The organism is Priestia sp. SRI_019 (assembly GCF_057586255.1).
In genome coordinates this window covers 56,953-74,721 of sequence record NZ_JBYCZN010000008.1, presented here as the reverse complement: position 1 = coordinate 74,721, position 17,769 = coordinate 56,953, and the positions used below count along the sequence as shown (strand labels likewise).

The following is a 17,769-nucleotide window of genomic DNA, read 5'->3' as shown; positions in this document are numbered from 1 at the left end:
AAATAAGCGACCTTGTATACACGTGAAGAACGTGACTAAGGTCGCTTATGCTCCATTCCTATTTATAATTTTTGGTTTCTTTTCTTTATAACAACATACCTGACTTCTAATTAAGCTTCCGATGTAATTTCACCCTCATGGTTGATTTTTTCGAATAAATAAGTAAGGTAGGAATCCAATTCAAATTGATTATCTTCAACAAAACCTGATAATACAGACTTACTATCTTCTCTCATCTTTAGTCCCTCCACTTTATATATGTTACATTATTTTGCATGACGACCATGATTATTGTTCTGACGCATTTTTCGCAAAATGAAGCTTACAATAAGTACTAAAACGATAGATCCGATAATCGCTGGAATGATGGCAAAACCACCGATAACAGGTCCCCAACTTCCTAAAATAAGGCCGCCTAACCATGAACCGATAAAACCAGCGATAATATTACCGATAATTCCTCCAGGAATGTCGCGCCCTGTAATTAAACCAGCAAGCCAGCCAATAATTCCACCTACAATTAGTGTCCATATAATGCTCATACATTATTCTCTCCTCTCTAAATAGTTAGTTGACTTTACCCCCAAATAAGAGCCATTAATCTTGTTATTTTCTTAAAAATGTAATTACGTAGTATATCTAATGCTTCTTTATGTTATTTATTTAGAAACCTTCTAGACAGCCAATTTAATCGTTGACCTCCACAGTCTTATCAAAAGAATAAGTAATCCAGAATTATATATAGCGTAGCGATAGATTATTGAGCATTCATTCAACTTATTTTTGACATAGTTTTGAATGTAAAAGCTACATAGCTATACGGCTTTCACGCTAATGTAATTAAACTTACAGACAGTCAATTTTAAGTTACTTGTCGATTTCCCTCACATTGTAAAAAACACGTAAAAGAAAGTGAAACAACTGGAATCTTTTACATACATCGAGAATTAGTGGGGAAAATATCCTTAAATAAAAACGTAGGAGTTTAGATTTAATGAAGTTCATTAAAAAATTATTAAAGTATAACAAGGATAAAAATGAAAAGAATCCTTCAAAAAAAAGAGAAAAAATCTCTAACCATACTTTCTCAACAATTAAAGAAAATATCTTCACAATAAATCAAATTTTTTCAAATACAGAGGATTTAGTTATAAAAAATCTAGAGATAAAGAATGTGCAGGGAGTCATTATTTACCTGGAAACGATGGTAGATAAGGAAAAGATACAGAAATACGTTTTGAATCCCTGTTTACAATCACCTTTGGAACCAATCTCGGATATGCTTGGTGCTAACTTCCAGGCTTCCACTGTTTTTGATCAGGTTGAGGCCGCGCTTTTAGAGGGTTCTTGTGTTCTAAGTTTAGACGGTTATGCAGAGCTGTTTACCGTTGATGTCTCTCTATCAAAGGAACGTTCTGTTACAGAACCGGAGAACGAAAAAATTGTTCAAGGATCTCATGATGGGTTTATTGAAAACCTTTTGACGAACCTTCACTTACTTAGAAAAACAGTGCAAAGTCCTAATCTATCCGTGAAGTATCTTTCTACTGGTACACAAGTGAAATCTAAAATAGCACTTGTTTATTTAAATAACCTTGTTAATGAAGAAATAATTCATGAATGTGAATATAGAATAAAATCCATATCGATGGATAATGTTGTAAACATTGGATTCTTGGAAGAATTAATTGAAGACTCTACACTATCACCTTTTCCTCAACTATTAAACACAGAAAGAGTAGATCGTGTGGCAGGACATTTAAATGAAGGTAGAGTTGCTGTTTTAATGGAAGGAAGCCCAACTGCTTTACTTTTTCCGGTTACCTTTTTTGCTTTTTATCAGTCACCAGACGATTATAGTTCTCGGTGGATAATTGGAACGTTTGTACGTTCTATTCGACATACCAGTTTTTTAATTTCAATTATATTGCCAGCTTTTTATATTGCTGTCATCGCTTTTCACTTTGAAGTATTGCCTGATGAACTCGTAAACCCTGTTGGAAGTTCAATTAATAAAATTCCTTTTCCCCCATTGATTGAAGCATTGATTATGGAATTAACCATTGAATTAATTCGAGAAGCTGGAATACGTCTTCCTTCAAGAATCGGTCAAACCATTGGTATAGTTGGAGGACTTGTTATTGGGGACGCTGTTGTTCAGGCAGGGCTTATCTCAACTACAATGATTGTTGTTGTCGCTCTAACTGCTATTTCTTCTTTTTGCGTTCCATCTCACGGAATGAGTGACGCGATCCGGTTGTTACGCTTTCCTTTTATGTTTCTCGCTGCCTCATTTGGATTTGTTGGAATAGTGTTTGGATTTATTGTTCTTTTAGCTCACCTATGTAAATTGGAGTCTTTTGGTACGCCTTACTTCGCTCCATTTGCTCCACTTAGAATAAAAGATATTAAAGATACTTTTTTAAGATTGCCCATTTGGAAATTAAAAACACGACCATTAGATTCGCATCCTAAGCATATTGAACAACAAAATCCTTTAAGGGGATGGGACTACAATGATACGAAAAGAAAATAGAATTTCAAATACACAATTGTTTTTTATTATTATTCAAGCTCAAATTGGAGTTGGTATCTTATCACTACCTCATGACGTATCACTACTATCAAAAAACGATGGATGGATATCAACTTTAATTGCAGGGACAATGGTGCAAGTCGTTATTTTGGTTTTGTGGGGACTTGGCAGGAAATTTCCATCTTTAACTATTTATGAAATAATTCCTCGTGTAATAGGGAAAAGGTTAGGAAAGATTATTATTTTCTGTTATGCCATTTACTTTATTGTGACAGGAAGTTTAGTTTTATCTCGTTTCATTCAAGTAATTGATACATGGATCTTACAAAGGACACCAAACTGGATATTAATTTTTTTAACATTAGGAGTTTGCGTGCATCTTGTGAAAGATACCTTAAGAAGCATTGCTCGTTTTTATGTACTTGTTACGCCATTATTAATTATTTTATTTGGGCTAGTTACATACGCACTGAAAGATGCTAATTTCCTGTATATATTTCCAATTGGTCAATCCGGTGTATCAAATATAATAAAAGGTTCTAAAGAAGCTATATTTTCAATGTTAGGTTTTGAGTTTATTCTTTTCCTCTATCCTTTTGTAAAAGCAACTGATGGACGTAAACTTGTTGCGGTTTCAAGTGCCAACCTTTTTGTAACGCTGTTTTATACGTATATGGTGTTTGCTAGTCTAATCTTTTTTGAAACTAGGCAAGATCTGTATCTTACTCCCCAGCCCTTGTTGTATATGATTAAATCTTACTCTTTTCAGATTGTTGAGCGAATTGATTTGTTCTTCCTATCAATCTGGATTATATCTGTTGTTACATCTATTGCAAGCTGGATTTTTCTTGCCTCTAATGGTTTCAAATACTTTTTTAACCGTACCAATCACGCTACGTTTCTTCCATATACTGCGGGGATTGTTTTCATATTGGCTCTTTTTCCTAAAAATGAAACTGACCTTCAAAAATTTAATAAAATTTTAGAACCAGCACACTTAGGATTTATCGTGGTCATACCATTATTTTTATTCTTATTTTCGTTTTTCTTTACTAAAAAAAGACCAGGAAATCACAGTCTATGAGGTTTAAAAGATTAGTTGCAATCAGTATATGTTTACTGCTAACAGCAGGATGCTGGGATCAAAATTTGATGAAAAATGCCATCCTAATACAGACTATAACATTTGATCGCACCGATGATGACAAATTTTTATTTGGAATTGCCATACCTGATATTTATAGCAACTCATTGACATCAGGACAAGAGACTATAGCTAGTAATAGTCAAACCTTGTCTACAATTGCAAATACACCTAGAGAAGGACGCATGAAATTAAATACAGAAATACCTGGTAATTTAGATGCTTCTAAAAATAAGCTTATATTGTTCGGTGAAAAATTTGCAAAAGGTGATATTTATCCATCTTTAGATGTAATTTGGCGTGATCCACGTAGTTCTATGAGTGCCAAATTGGCAGTAGTAAAAGGAGCAGCAGTAGATATACTTAATATTAAACCTAAATTAGAGTCAAGTATTAGCCAAAACATCTTAAATTTAATACAAAGTACTGAGACGAATACAATCATTCCCGACGAAACCATACAGACTCTCGCTTCAGAGATACTTGATCCAGGTGAAGACATTGCTCTTCCTTTATTAAAAATAGGCCATAATGGTACAACTATTGATGTGGAAGGCCTAGCATTATTTAATGACAGAAAATTAACAGGAACTCTATCCCAAGGAGAATCCACACTTTTTCTTTTATTAAATAATAAGAGAGGAAAATACGCACGTTTTACAAAAAATATAAATAATAATAAGTCTAAGATGACAAATTTTATTTCTCTGAATGTTAATAATATGAGACGAAAACTAAATGTTTCCGTGGACAAAGATGGAAACGTTTTTGTTAATCTAAACCTACATTTAGAATTAGCAGTAGAAGAATTTCCTATAGGAAATGTACCTAAGAAACTTAATCAACTAAATGAAGAACTATCAAAAAAATTCACTAATGAAGCAGAAGAAGTAGTCCACAAATTGCAAGAAGCTAATTGTGATGCTTTTGGTATTGGAAGGCGACTAATTGCTTTTCACCATGGGTCCTGGTTAAAAAAAGATAAAGCAAGCTATTTCAGAAACGTAAAATTTGAATCAAAAGTAGAAGTGGAAATTGTTCGGTACGGTATTGTTAAATAAAGTAATAAAATTGAGAGAATAACGATGTAACACCGATATGAATTCATTCTTTTAATAATAAGCCTCCTAAATAGGAGGCTTATTCATATTCATATCAGAAGTCAAAAACGAGAATATATTGTATTATCATTCATCCATTTTCTACTGAAGTAGGATTTCTTTTTTATTTTTCAATTGGACAGACATGTATTCAAATTCCGATGTAAATCAAAAAAATTCCGTAATACGAATCGCTTTTTAAAAAAAGAAAGTATAAAAAATTCTTGAAACCAACTGAGAATACATAATTTAGTGGGTGAGTTCAACTAATTGTATTAGATAGATTGACCATTTCCCATTCCCCATTCCCTTACCCATTTCATGAATAAACTAGGTACCAGGCCTGATATAAAAATTAAGAGATTGGTCTATTTTTATAGCACAGCAAATATATTGTTTATCGGGTTGTTATCCAGGCCTTTGTACCCTTCATTCCTAAGGGACATTTACCTAATTCCCAAGGGAGGATAAAACCAAAATACCTAGAGTATTATGTTTAAGAATTATTTATTTCAGGAGGATTCATATGTCTAAAAATTTAACATCAGCTATTCCAGTTTCACTAAAATCTCTTTCGGTTAGTCATAACTCAATCATTTCAACCACTAGTTCAAGCCAAGAACGAATACAATACCATAAAGCAGTCCTAGAATCCGTTGGTATTACCTCAATCTCATCCCTTGGGACACTGAATTTATCAGGGAATTTAATACCCCAAGCAGGTGTTACAAGACCTGACTCTAATTTAATTACTACCCAGGCCTACTTTCAGTCAGCTTATAAAGTAAACAATACTGTAAGCGCACCTGTACTTCAACCTTTTGGTGGCCAAGGTTCTATTTTAAAATCAGTTCCATTTCCATCTAAAACAGTATCTTTTGCTTCCACACCAAGTATTGCTTCTCAAATTAATATCGATACAGCCTATTGGGTAGCTACGGAAATAAATCTACAGGATAATACCACTGTGGTTCTTAAGCAACCTCAACAATATCTTATTTTAATTGCGGAAAAAATTACAGTTGGAAAAAATGTTACGTTTACTTGGGAAAGGCCAAGCAAATCTATTCCATCTAAGCCTTGGAAACCTGGAACCCCTCCTCAAGCACCAACATCTACAACGCTTGTAGGAATTTCAGGAACAAACGGTACACATGGTATCAAAGGTAATAAAGCCCCAGATGGGAATAATGCGCCTGAGTTAGAAGTATGGGTGCTTGATATGATTGGACGTCCTGCTTTTGATTTAAGAGGGCAAGATGGAATTACTGGTGGCGCCGGACAAGATGGAGGAAATGGTGGCCAAGGAGGAAAAGGAAAACCTGCTCAATTAGACTGGTCAGGATTCTGTAAGGCAGGAGCAGGTGCTGGAGGTAACGGAGGAGTAGGTGGAAATGCAGGTCAGGGTGGAGACGGAGGACATGGAGGGCATGGAGGGAAGCTTTCAATTTATGCTCCACAGGCAGTTATCAACGAATACCTTAAAGGTTTTTATATCACTGTCGATGGAGGACGCGGGGGAAGTGGAGGTCAGCCTGGCTATCCTGGTATAGGAGGTGCCGGGGGTCCAGTTGGGGATTCCGTTAAGGCAAACTTTGGCGCAGTTTGTGGTCCTGGATCGAGAACTGCAGGATTAAAGGGACCCGATGGCTCTTATGCTGGTCAAGGTTCTAGTGGATACAGTGGAGGAAAATTCGCAGAGGCAGTCGGTATGTATGTCATCGATCCAGATGATATTCGTATTAAACTGTTAGAGCCGGCTATTTTTGAAGCAGTGCCAGCTTATGCTTTTGTAGATGATAGCATAACCTTAAAAGGTAAACGCTTTACAAAGTCCGATACCGTGTTAGTAGACGGTTCTCCTGTGCAAACAAACGCTTTTAGTGATGCTGCTCTGCAGTTTATAGTTCCTTCTTTAAAAGGTGGGCAGCATACCATTCAGGTAAAACAGCTGGATGGAACTTTATCTAATAAGGCTTCTATATATATTAAACCTAAAATCGACTCTGCTCAGCAGGATAATCAGATCACTGCACGTGTGAGTCCAGGAAGGAAGGTAAGCTTAATAGGTAGTGGATTTTCAGAAAGTGCACTTGTCCGAATAAATGATCAAGATATGCCGGATGTTACCTTATTAAGTCCTACTCAACTGGAATTTACATTAGTTAGACCAACTTCAATAGAGGAAAACCCATCGGGGGAACCAGTAAAGGTGAGCGTTTTACTATCGGACGGAACACCATCTAACACTATTAATTTAGTTTTAGATACATTTCATACGCTTGTAATAGGCGATTCTGTTTCTTGGGGTCAAGGATTAGCTGAACATGAAAAACATTATTCCCTTGTTGGGAATGCTATAAAAGTACGAAATGGGAATATCGGATACTATACTCAAGTACTTGCTCATTCAGGAGCTATTATTGGAGTCAACGATGATTCATCTCTTCCAACGACAGATGGAGAGGTGCCTAATTCATACCCGACTATCATTAAGCAGTGTGATTTATTTGTAGGAGATCCTTCTAAAGTAGATCTTATCATTATGGATGGTGGAATAAACGATGTTAACCTTAGAACCGTCCTAAATCCTTTTACTGATATTGATTTAACTGAGCTACATCGTAAGCACTTTCTCGATGGTAGCAAAATCCTATTAGAAAAAGTAGCAACTACCTTTCCCAATGCTAAGGTAATTGTAACTGGATACTACCCTCCTGTTTCTGAACATAGTGATTTAAGTGCTGTGGAAATTTTATTAGTTGCTTTAGGAATAGCAGTGCAAGGAATACCGGGTGGTATTGGTGCTGGATTTCTGACTAAGCAGCACCTTCAAATCATACATGCAAGAAGTATGCAGCTTGCCAATGAGTCCAAAGTGTTTCTTCAACAGGCTGTAGATGAAACAAATGCTAACTTAACCGGAGAAAAACGCTTTTTCTTTGCTGACCCAAATATTGATGGGGAGCACTCTGCACTTACTGATGATCCGTACGTATTTGGCATTAATTTAGATATGTCACCACAAGATTTTATTGCAGCAGAAAGGCTGGTTTCTTGTACAAAATCTGGATGTACAGGAGTCGATTTTGAGATTTGCAAACGCGCTTCAATTGGCCATCCCAACAAAAAAGGGGCCATCGCTTACGCAGAAGCAATCTATCCGTTTTTGTAATAAGCTAATTTCATAAGAAATCGATTTTTTGTAGAAATAGCGAGAATAAGAAATAAAAAAGTACACCTAAGAGTATAGATATTATAGCAAAAAGAGAAGGTTAACCCCTTCTCTTTTTTGATTATGTTTATCTTATTGTGATTTTATTGGTGTAAATAGGTATCTAAGGTTCTAGAGAACCTCCTTTACCACGGTATCGTTCCTTTTTAACACCAACCTAAAATAACAAAAGCCTTTCTTCGGAGCGCATGAAGCAATAAGTTTCATTAGATAGTTGGATAAGGTATTTGTGTTTTTAAACCGAATATATATCAGATAATTAAACTAAATTAAGGTAGAGTAGACATGGATAAAAGAGTACGTTTTGACTTTGAAGTTGATTTTACTAATGGTGATGGAATACAAGGTCAGGAATTTCGTCTTGATATTGATGACAATGATACCTCTGATGAAGAATTGGCTAAATATATTGTAAAAGATATGAGGTTGCTAATGGTTCATGAAGTAAGGATACTAAACAAGAAGATTATTAATAAAAAGCATAAACGACAACCTATTGACGAAAACATTAAAAAATAAAAAACTTATCTGTTTTTGTGTTAATTAACTCATTTTTTAGCAGGATGTGTTCCATGTGAGCTTCTACTGTCCATGAGTAGAAGCTCTTTTTATTTAAGCTTTTTCCTTTTGGATATAAAAATAAATGTAAAGTTATCTAAGTCACCTACTTTTGTTTATAATATGTTTCTATCTTGCCTTCTATCTATAGGGTAGAGGGTTTTCCTATGTAATTTGTTTAAATTATGGACCTATTGGACATGAATAGATATGTTACCTTTCTCGCAGGGTATATAATGACATTTCCATCACACAAATGGCCTTCTACCTGACAGGAGTAGAAGGTTTTTTGTTATCAATTATTATTAACATCAATACTAATTGCTGAATTAACTACATTACTTAAAGTAGTTTTATTTTTACTGTCTAACTTATTGCACAAACGAAATAATATGTAGCTTCGTAAACCCATCAATCCCCACCACTATTTCAGCTTTATTAATCAGGGTTACATGTTATTTTTCCATACCTCAATGCATCATAAATAGCACGTCCATCGCTTAAATTTGTTTCTGTATATTTAATAGGCAATAGCGAGAAGATAATATAATAAACAGAAAAATAGACAAACTGGTAAGAAAAGAGACTTGCTGAAAGGATGTCAGTCATAACTAAACCATTTATAAGGAAAATAGCAGCTAAATTAGCAATGGCACCTCCAGCATAGACACAAGCATGGGTAAATCGGTTGTCATATTTTAGTTTTTCATATACACAAAAAGAATCTAAAAAGTAAACGGATTTTATTTTAACTTTCTTCCATTTGAAAATCGTTTTTCCTTTTCCAATTGTAAAATCCACTCTCCCTCCGAAAAAGATTGCCATGATAGAATGACCTAATTGGTGAACAAGAGATACAAGTGGTAGTACAAGTAAGAAAGAAAAAAAGAACTTAGGCATATCATTGAATCCAAACACACTTCCATCTCCTTTATTATGAAATGATTTACTAAATGGTTAGCTTATCAAAGTAGATAAATTCTATTTGATAGTGGACAAGTATGCCCCAACAGGGAATGTGCCTTTTTTAATCATATGTACACCCCTTCGTCTGGCACTTCGAAAGGGACTTTAATCAACGTATAGGACCAATTGATTTTTACTAAAGCAGTAGTTAAAGTGATTAATACCCTTTGAGCCTTGCCTATGAATAATACTACCTTAAACATTCTTCATAACAATAAACGACCCTATGTATCGTAAACAAAGTTACTAAGGTCGCTTATGTTATATTCTGATTTATTATTTTTTTATCTTTTTCTTTAGAACAAAACATTTGGCTTCTCATTAAGCTTCTGACGGAATTTCGCTCTCATGATTAATTTGGTCGAATAAATAAGTAAGGTAAGAATCTAATTCGAATTGATTATCTTCAACAAAATCATCTAACGCAGATTTACTTTCCTCTCTCATCTTTAGTCCCTCCAATTTATGTTTTTTACTTTATTTTGCATGATGACCATGATTCTTGTTTTGCCCCATTTTTCTTAGAACAAAGCTTACAATTAATACTAAAATGATAGATCCAATAATGGCTGGAATGATGGCAAAACCACCAACGACTGGTCCCCAACTTCCCAAGATTAGACTACCTAACCAAGAGCCAATAAAACCTGCGATAATATTACCTATAATACCTCCAGGAACATCACGTCCGGTAAGTAAACCAGCGAGCCAACCAATAATTCCACCTACAATTAGCATCCATAGAATTTCCATATACCATTCTCTCCTTTTAAAATAGTTAGTTGACTTTACCCTCGTCTAAAATCCATTAATCCTGTTATTTTTTTCCTCAATAAAGTTTTTCTCCTGATGTACTAAGATCATATAGCTCTGCTTGCAATCTATTTTTGTTCTTTTGGACACCTTCTAACGTCTCGTCCATTTTATGAAAAATATAAGTGACTAGACTAACCCCCAGCGTATAAATTGCTATCTTATAAACCATGACATCAATATATGCTTTTTTTCATACTATATTTTGGGGGTGAGTAAATGGCAAGAGTAAAGTACAGTAGTTCAGACATTAACTTAATGGCAAGGATGATGCGAGCAGAAGCTGAAGGTGAAGGAAGACAAGGAATGTTATATGTGGGAAATGTAATTGTTAATCGTCTTGCAGCAAATTGTATAGACTTTAAAAATTTAAGAACCGTTTCACAAGTCATTTATCAAGTCCAGGGGGGGAATTATTCGTTTGAAGCTGTTCAAAAAGGCAATGTGTTTTATCAAAGAGCAAGAGGTGTTGAAAAAAGATTAGCAAAGCAGAATTTGGATTATTGGAGACAACACCCAGCGAAATTTGCTCTTTGGTATTTTAATCCACATGCTCCGTGCCCTCCAACATGGTACGGTCAACCTGCATCTGGTCAATTTAAAAATCATTGTTATTATGAACCAAAACCTGATACATGTGCTAGTGTTTACAGAGGTTAGATTATCAAGGAGTTATGATTAATTCTGGAGTAGGATGGGGGAGCTGCGAATACAACATTTTAGTCGTAAGTACAGGTAGCTAGCGCTATTTATTCAATGCAACTCCTATAGATCATGTGACAGTGGTCCGTTGAAAAAAACTTTGTCCCTACTGTAACCTATTTCTTTAATCTTTGTTTTGATGTATTTTTACCTAGCGAAATAACAAGGGAACTTCCTGGTCAGTAGGTGTTCCCTTGTTTCGCATAAGCAGTTAATCAAATGAAACAAGAAATAGTACTAATAAGGTAAATAAGTCATAAAAAAGAGGAAGAGAGTTCTCTTCCTCTTTTTTATAGCTTTATCATTAGTATTCCCTGTAATATGCATATTAAATAATGTAACTACATGATGATAGACTTAATTAATTTCAGTAATGCCCGATAGACGAATAGAGAATATATTGTGTTGTTCATCCTCTAGAGAAAGAGTTTGATCATGAAGATTAAGATCATTTACACGTCCCTTACATGTTTGTAATAAACCGTTTTGATAATAGTTAATGGTAATGACACCTTTCTTTCTCAATGCTTTCAATATCATGCTCCGTTCCCCTTTCTTCCTAATAACTAATATAGGAATGTGTTATTCAAATAAGTAATTACCATGCAGAATTTGTGAGAAAATCATACAAGTTAAAAGTTATATCGTTTTATATTATTTAGTATACAGCAAACTCGTAGGAAACGCTTACATTTCATTGTGTAAACTTTGTGAACTTTCACAAGTAAGAAAGCTCAAAGAACAAAAGAGGAAAAGAAATATATGTCTAGAATCTATATCTATGTTTCAATCCATCTATTATACCTTCTTGTAAATGAGCTTCTATTTAATGCTAATTGTTTAACAGGTAAAAATTCCCTGTACTTAATTCGTTTTAATTTCCATACTTTATGTATGTCGCATACTCTTATCAATTTACCTCATTGCTTTAACTAGTAAGAACATTAGTTTTAGAACCCTTCTAATGGATACGCAAATTAATAATTGTACTTGGAAATGGAGCGATACGATGAATAAGACGTATGATGTCATCATTACCGGTGCTAGAGTTGCCGGCTCTACCCTTGCTATTTATCTTGGGAAGGCAGGTTTTCATGTGTTGTTAGTAGACCAAGCGACCTTTCCAAAGGATACATTATCAACGCATACTTTTTTCAATAATACTGTCGCTCTTCTTCGAGAAATCGGTGTCATGGACAAATTATTGGAAACAAACGCCCCACCGGTACAGGATATTAAATTTCAATTTGAGGATACCGCGATAGAAGGACTCATCCCTAAGGTTGACGGAGAAGAAAGTTGTTATTGCATTAGAAGAACTTATCTCGATCAGATCCTACTTGAACAAGCCAAATCACAAATGAATGTAACCGTTCTAGAAAGGTTTCGTGTGACGGATGTTATTCATGCTGACGATACAGTAGTAGGTGTGGAGGGTCTAGATGGCAATAACGAGAAACAAGAATTTTTAGCTCGCCTGGTAGTCGGGGCAGACGGCCGATCCTCAATTATTCGCAAGCTGGTAAAAAGTGAACTCAAAATAAGCATTTCGGCAAAAGTCGGCATCTATTTCGGGTACTTCTCTGAATTTCGCGATGACAATGTCCCTAAATTTGAAGTATACAAGATAAAAGATAACACAGCCATTCTCTTTCCAACGAATGATAATTTATATGTTATCGCCGGCATTTTCCCATTAGAAAATAAGGAATTGATAGCACGATTGAAATTAAATCCGGAAAGCTGTCTACGCAATTTCTTAACAGATAACTTTCCGAATACAACAATAGGGACGCGTTTAAAAAATGCGGAATTAGTAGAACCAGTTAAAGGCATTCTCAGATATGATAATTACTGGTATAAAGGAATGGGAAAAGGGTGGGCGTTGGTTGGAGATGCAGTTTGTTTTAAAGATCCTGGCATGGCACAAGGTATCCATGATGCTATATGTGGAGCACGCATATTATCCAATATTCTCTCAAAATATAAGAGACAATCAAATCAATCAAATCAAATATCTGAAGAATATCAAAAGGCAATAGAAGACGAGTTTATGGTTCGGTTTCACATGGGATGTCAAATTTCGCAGAATGAACGCATCTCTGAACAACAGAATGCTGTCAATAAGCTAATCAGTTCCCATCCAGAGGCTATAGAGAAGTTTTTAGGGATTTATAATTACTCAAACGAGCCCGATGCTTTAGAAAAAGAACTCACACGAATTATACAGTCAATCTAGCAGTAATTTTGAAATTGACCTAAGAGTTTTCAAGAATTAGCAATGAGGGGAAAGTAAACCGAGGGTAGGAAGGGATATATCAAAAACAAAGATTTTATTCTGTTACGATTAGTACATTTTATCTAAAACATACTCAATATAAAAAGCCACTTGTTTCATACAAGTGGCTCTTTGTTACGTTGAATACATTAAATCATTCCCACATGTAAATATAGTACTTTCTCATTATTTCATATAATAAGTAACTAGCTCGTAGCAACGTTCTCTAGTCATTTCGTGTAAAATACGAGCTTCTTCAGCATAGGCTAAAGTTCCTCCTCCAGCTTCTTTCAACTCTTTTTGAGAAGCAGCATCTCTATCTTTAATCCATTGACGTTGTTTGATTTTTAGATTATTCATTTCTGATGCAGGTAATTGGTTTTTTAATTCACCATAGATATCGTTCAACACCTGATCCCACATTTGATAATTGGCTCCAGACGCTTGCCTTCTGTCACCATCAATCTGATCATTAACTGGCTGTACTTCACTAGCTCTAGTTTGTTCTAGTAAATCTAAATAATAAGCTTTTTTGTTATTAGTTATGGTTGTAGCTGAACTATTCGTTGATTGAGTGCTTGAAGTTGGACCAGTCTTTGATACAGTAGTAATCGGTCCATTTTTAGCTATATCAGTTAAGTATAATTGGTTATTGATAAGCACTGCTTTGTACATCCAATTATATTTATTTGTTTTTTGAGATCCATCTGGTTGTATAACAGATACAGTCTCTACAGTTTGTATGTTATAAAGAGGCCCATCAGAAGAGTTACCTGCTTTCGTAAAATTCACTACAGAATAATCTACCCAGTTCTCTTTAATACCCTTCTTATATAAGTTGCTTACTAATGATTGTTGGTCATTGTATAACGAACCTTTTAAAACATGTGCAACATTACTGAACTGGCCCGTATTAATTGCAGTTGTTAGTCCATTTATGTAGTCAGCCATTACTAGAGCTGCTGTATCTTTAGTAACAAAAGCGTTATCGGAGACTGTATTTGAATTAGTTGAGTTTTGCTGATTACTATTTTTGTGAACAGCACTCGCATGATCGCTACCTTTTATAGTTGAAGGTTCCCCAGTATTATTGTCTGTAGCATTATTACTATCTTGATTTGTTTTAGTAGCACTATTATCACTGGTCTCCTGGCTACTAACCTCCCTAGTTTCTCCTGATTTTGAATCAACCTTTTCTTCTTGTTGACAGCCAGAAACCAGTAAAGAAGTTATGGTTATTAATAAAAAAACACCTTTTTTATACATAGTTGTTCCCCCTCTAAAAGTTGTTAATTTTACGTGTATTTTACCAATATTAAAAGATAGTATAACAACGTTTTATTCCTTAATAGTGATATTATTTAATAGTGAAATATTATAAATTTTTCGAAACAGTTTATTAATAATTAATTCGTAAAAAACAGTCTCAAAATAAGAGACTGTCATCTTCTTCTTTATGTCAGAGCTATAATACTTATATAAATAGTAACTAGTTTTTAATCTTCCCAGAGTTCATTCATCAAGTCTTCGATTTCTTTTTCTCTTTTTTTAGTTTCTTGCTTATCGACTGTTACTTTATTTCCTGTAATGTAAACAACATCTCCTACTTGTGTATCTTCAGGGAAGATATCTTTTGGATAATCTTTTGTTATGCCTTCAATTTCCACAACAGCAAATCCCTCTTCAAACCGATCAATAATACCTTTTATCTTTTTCATAATTACCTCGATTTTTTAACAGAATAAGATGTTCCATCGCCCGTGATAATAATCGTACCACTTTGATCTGTTCGCAGAATACTTACTTTAGAATTTTTTAGTAAGTTCACAACCTGAGAAGTAGGATGTCCATAACTATTTTTACCCACGCTAATGACTGCATACTTAGGCTTTACAGCGTCTAAGAAGTTTTTACTTGTAGACGTTTTGGCTCCATGATGGCCTACTTTAAGTACATCTGCACGTAGTGTTTTCTTCGCCTTAATCATGTCTGATTCTGCTTTTGTTTCAGCATCCCCTGTAAATAAAAATGTATTTTTCTTATAAGCCATGTGTACAACAGCACTCCAGTCATTTAAATCACTGTTGGCATAGGTTTTGGTAGGCCCTACAATTTGCGCATTTACATCTTTAACAGGTAGCTTTACGCCTGCTTGTGCCGTTTTAATCGTTAATTTTTTCTTTTTCACAGCATTTAAAAAGTCTTTGTAAGCTTGCGTGTTATTACTTACTTTTGGTGCATAAACATTTTCTACTTTGAATGCATTAATGACTTCATCTAACCCACCAATGTGATCAGCATCAGGATGAGTAGAAATTAACACTTCTATATCATCGACTTTTTGTTTCTTTAAATAACTTACGACTGCATTTCCTTTTCCTTTGTTTCCACCATCAATAACAATGTCCTCACCGTTAGGAGCTTTAATGTAGATACTATCTCCTTGACCGACATCAATGTAATGCACTTTCATGGTTTTGGGTGTTGCTGCGTATGAGGAAGCTGGAGCTGCAGCAACTCCTATTCCTATAGCTAGCGAAGAAACAATCTTGATAACACGACTTTTCATTGTTTTATCCCCTTTTATAAATGTATTTTCATATGTAGTGTTCTTTTATAGCAAAATTAATTTTACTACACGAAACCATACGTTAATATAAAATAAATTGAATATTTTTACTTATAAAGGTGTAAAAAGTCATGTTATATATGATAATTAGTAGTAAAATGGAGGTAAATAGTAATGAAATGTACTATTTTAGGAATTTTAGTAGATTGACATTCTAAAATGATCTTATCTTTTTATCTCTAAGATACAGAAACATTAGTTTCAAACAGCCATTCGGAGCTTTTTTTTATTGAGACCAAAACTCAGAACAAAGAGTTGTTTACCTTTCTCAAATGATTGCACTAATAGAGGATAAAGGATCAACGATGGTCAAATATAGAGAGAGGGGTGGTGTTGATGGAAAAGTAGCAAGAAATGCATCTATGCATTCGATGTATACCTAGGCAGGCACAGTGAATCGCAGGACAACTATAACTTAACTTATTTTAAAAATCCTATAAAAGGAGTAATGCACATGGAAAAAGAGCTCATATTTAAGTCTTATATGTTGCTATTTGAAATTGAAATAACAATAGTAAGTATCATCGAACATGAGATGATTACACAATATGGACCATTATGGCGACAACTTTTTTTTGTTAAGTGTGGAACTGACCTATATGACAATCTCCCATTACTATTCAGATTAAACCCCCTTCAAACTATCTTCACTGATCATGAATTATTCTAGTACAACTTTTACCCATTTCTCAAGATGACGTGGATCACCTTATTAGTGTCTTGCAGCACTTAAACCAGAAGAAAGCTCTCTTATTATTTATCTAATTATATTCAGTAATGGGTTGTTAAGAAGATCTTGTACCTAATAGAGGAACAAGTTTTTCAATGTGAGCGTATCGAATTAGAACGTGTGATATAGGAAGAAGAAATCTAGTCGTGATATACTAATAACAAACATAAAAGAAAATGGAGGGCACTATGACAAAACGATTAGATTTACGTGTCGATTTTGCGTTTAAATCGTTATTTGGCACACATGGAAATGAATCCATTTTAGCTGCCTTTTTAAATGCAGCACTTCGCTTTCCAGATGAAAAGAAGATTCAAACGGTTCAGTTATTAGATCCGCATTTTAATAAAGAAAACCAAGAAGATAAACGTTCGATTTTAGATGTACACGCGCAATTAGAAGATGGAAGCCGCGTCAATATAGAAATCCAACTTAATAATAAACATGATATGGAAAAGCGAACACTCTACTACTGGTCCAAAATGTATAGCAGCCAAATGAAAGAAGGCATGGACTACGGAGAGCTTTGTAAAACCATTACCATCAACATTGTAAACTTCCGTTATTTATCTCATATTAATCATTATCACTCCACCTTTCAGTTATATGAACGTGAACAAAAATTACTCTTAACGGATATGATAGAAATTCATTTTATGGAGCTACCTAAATTATTAATTAAATGGCGTAACAGAGAGGTAGATCCACGAGAAGATCAGCTTGTACGATGGTTATTATTGCTTGAAGCATCGGAAGATGAAGAAATCACTCAAGTATTGGAGGAGATTGCAATGCAAGAAGATCACGTGCTAAAAAAAGCAATAGATGAGTGGGAACGCGTAAGCCAAGATCCAGAAGTATTATTAGCTTATGAAGCCCGAAGAAAAGCATTGTTAGATGAGAAGTCAGCTTTAAAAAGAGCCGAAAGAAAAGGGAAAGAAGAAGCTATAAAATTAATGGCCATTGGAATGATCCAAGAAGGTATAGCGAGCAATATAATAAGTAAATTAACAGGGCTTTCTATAGAAGAAATTGAAAAGCTTCGTCATCAATAAATATAAAAAAGAGCTGTATCTAA

General features: G+C 34.6%; 17 protein-coding genes. 8 read left to right on the top strand and 9 right to left on the bottom strand.

Going from position 1 to position 17,769, the window contains the following annotated elements:
• Nucleotides 1-110: 110 nt before the first annotated feature.
• Both AC2YJL_RS25265 and AC2YJL_RS25260 read right to left on the bottom strand, forming a co-directional pair.
• Complete coding sequence (locus tag AC2YJL_RS25265; RefSeq protein ID WP_269067651.1) at nucleotides 111-236, bottom strand: hypothetical protein; 126 nt, start codon at nucleotides 234-236, stop codon at nucleotides 111-113.
• A 30-nt stretch (nucleotides 237-266) separates the two neighbouring features.
• On the bottom strand, nucleotides 267-542 hold the full coding sequence (locus AC2YJL_RS25260) for a GlsB/YeaQ/YmgE family stress response membrane protein (RefSeq protein WP_230932884.1): 276 nt from the start codon (nucleotides 540-542) through the stop codon (nucleotides 267-269).
• A 452-nt stretch (nucleotides 543-994) separates the two neighbouring features.
• Here AC2YJL_RS25260 and AC2YJL_RS25255 point away from each other — a divergent pair, with 452 nt between their 5' ends.
• The 5 genes from AC2YJL_RS25255 (at nucleotide 995) to AC2YJL_RS25235 (ending at nucleotide 8,534) form a co-directional block, all read left to right on the top strand.
• Nucleotides 995-2,536: a spore germination protein gene (locus tag AC2YJL_RS25255; protein WP_230932885.1), complete on the top strand. Its 1,542-nt coding sequence runs from the start codon at nucleotides 995-997 to the stop codon at nucleotides 2,534-2,536.
• The gene (locus AC2YJL_RS25250) at nucleotides 2,517-3,620 is read left to right on the top strand and encodes a GerAB/ArcD/ProY family transporter (RefSeq protein WP_230932886.1); all 1,104 of its coding nucleotides are present in this window, start codon (nucleotides 2,517-2,519) and stop codon (nucleotides 3,618-3,620) included. Before AC2YJL_RS25255 ends, AC2YJL_RS25250 begins: the two co-directional genes overlap by 20 nt.
• Nucleotides 3,617-4,741, top strand: coding sequence for a Ger(x)C family spore germination protein (locus tag AC2YJL_RS25245; protein WP_230932887.1), 1,125 nt, complete (start codon nucleotides 3,617-3,619; stop codon nucleotides 4,739-4,741). The genes AC2YJL_RS25250 and AC2YJL_RS25245 overlap by 4 nt, the downstream gene beginning before the upstream one ends.
• A gap of 565 nt (nucleotides 4,742-5,306) precedes the next feature.
• Nucleotides 5,307-7,955: an SGNH/GDSL hydrolase family protein gene (locus AC2YJL_RS25240; protein ID WP_487375035.1), complete on the top strand. Its 2,649-nt coding sequence runs from the start codon at nucleotides 5,307-5,309 to the stop codon at nucleotides 7,953-7,955.
• 345 nt (nucleotides 7,956-8,300) lie between these two features.
• A complete protein-coding gene (locus AC2YJL_RS25235; protein WP_098792098.1) occupies nucleotides 8,301-8,534 on the top strand; it encodes a cyclase in 234 nt (77 codons plus the stop codon).
• Nucleotides 8,535-9,011: 477 nt separating this feature from the next.
• Here AC2YJL_RS25235 and AC2YJL_RS25230 read toward each other — a convergent pair whose 3' ends face one another.
• The 3 genes from AC2YJL_RS25230 to AC2YJL_RS25220 all read right to left on the bottom strand — a co-directional run bounded on the left by AC2YJL_RS25230 (nucleotide 9,012) and on the right by AC2YJL_RS25220 (nucleotide 10,292).
• Nucleotides 9,012-9,491, bottom strand: coding sequence for a site-2 protease family protein (locus AC2YJL_RS25230; protein ID WP_230932889.1), 480 nt, complete (start codon nucleotides 9,489-9,491; stop codon nucleotides 9,012-9,014).
• 369 nt (nucleotides 9,492-9,860) lie between these two features.
• On the bottom strand, nucleotides 9,861-9,986 hold the full coding sequence (locus AC2YJL_RS25225; protein WP_269067652.1) for a hypothetical protein: 126 nt from the start codon (nucleotides 9,984-9,986) through the stop codon (nucleotides 9,861-9,863).
• A 30-nt stretch (nucleotides 9,987-10,016) separates the two neighbouring features.
• Entirely contained in the window at nucleotides 10,017-10,292 is a 276-nt protein-coding gene (locus AC2YJL_RS25220) for a GlsB/YeaQ/YmgE family stress response membrane protein (RefSeq protein WP_098792096.1), read from the bottom strand.
• Nucleotides 10,293-10,571: 279 nt separating this feature from the next.
• Here AC2YJL_RS25220 and AC2YJL_RS25215 point away from each other — a divergent pair, with 279 nt between their 5' ends.
• A complete protein-coding gene (locus AC2YJL_RS25215; protein ID WP_230932890.1) occupies nucleotides 10,572-11,012 on the top strand; it encodes a cell wall hydrolase in 441 nt (146 codons plus the stop codon).
• A gap of 399 nt (nucleotides 11,013-11,411) precedes the next feature.
• Here the strand turns inward: AC2YJL_RS25215 and AC2YJL_RS25210 are convergent, their stop codons facing one another.
• The gene (locus AC2YJL_RS25210; RefSeq protein ID WP_487375034.1) at nucleotides 11,412-11,594 is read right to left on the bottom strand and encodes a YolD-like family protein; all 183 of its coding nucleotides are present in this window, start codon (nucleotides 11,592-11,594) and stop codon (nucleotides 11,412-11,414) included.
• A gap of 469 nt (nucleotides 11,595-12,063) precedes the next feature.
• On the opposite strand from AC2YJL_RS25210, the gene AC2YJL_RS25205 reads away from it, so the two are divergent.
• Nucleotides 12,064-13,293 carry an NAD(P)/FAD-dependent oxidoreductase gene (locus tag AC2YJL_RS25205; RefSeq protein WP_230932891.1) on the top strand — a complete coding sequence of 410 codons (1,230 nt, stop codon included), beginning with the start codon at nucleotides 12,064-12,066 and terminating at the stop codon, nucleotides 13,291-13,293.
• A 225-nt stretch (nucleotides 13,294-13,518) separates the two neighbouring features.
• On the opposite strand, the gene AC2YJL_RS25200 is transcribed toward AC2YJL_RS25205, so the two are convergent.
• The 3 genes from AC2YJL_RS25200 to AC2YJL_RS25190 form a co-directional block, all read right to left on the bottom strand.
• Nucleotides 13,519-14,598 carry a lysozyme inhibitor LprI family protein gene (locus tag AC2YJL_RS25200; protein ID WP_487375033.1) on the bottom strand — a complete coding sequence of 360 codons (1,080 nt, stop codon included), beginning with the start codon at nucleotides 14,596-14,598 and terminating at the stop codon, nucleotides 13,519-13,521.
• 230 nt (nucleotides 14,599-14,828) lie between these two features.
• On the bottom strand, nucleotides 14,829-15,050 hold the full coding sequence (locus AC2YJL_RS25195; RefSeq protein ID WP_136790348.1) for a DUF3006 domain-containing protein: 222 nt from the start codon (nucleotides 15,048-15,050) through the stop codon (nucleotides 14,829-14,831).
• Nucleotides 15,051-15,052: 2 nt separating this feature from the next.
• A complete protein-coding gene (locus tag AC2YJL_RS25190; RefSeq protein WP_230932893.1) occupies nucleotides 15,053-15,901 on the bottom strand; it encodes a ComEC/Rec2 family competence protein in 849 nt (282 codons plus the stop codon).
• Nucleotides 15,902-16,879: 978 nt separating this feature from the next.
• Between AC2YJL_RS25190 and AC2YJL_RS25185 the strand changes: the two genes are divergently transcribed.
• Nucleotides 16,880-17,746, top strand: coding sequence for an Rpn family recombination-promoting nuclease/putative transposase (locus AC2YJL_RS25185; RefSeq protein ID WP_211079995.1), 867 nt, complete (start codon nucleotides 16,880-16,882; stop codon nucleotides 17,744-17,746).
• The last annotated feature ends 23 nt before the right edge of the window (nucleotides 17,747-17,769 follow it).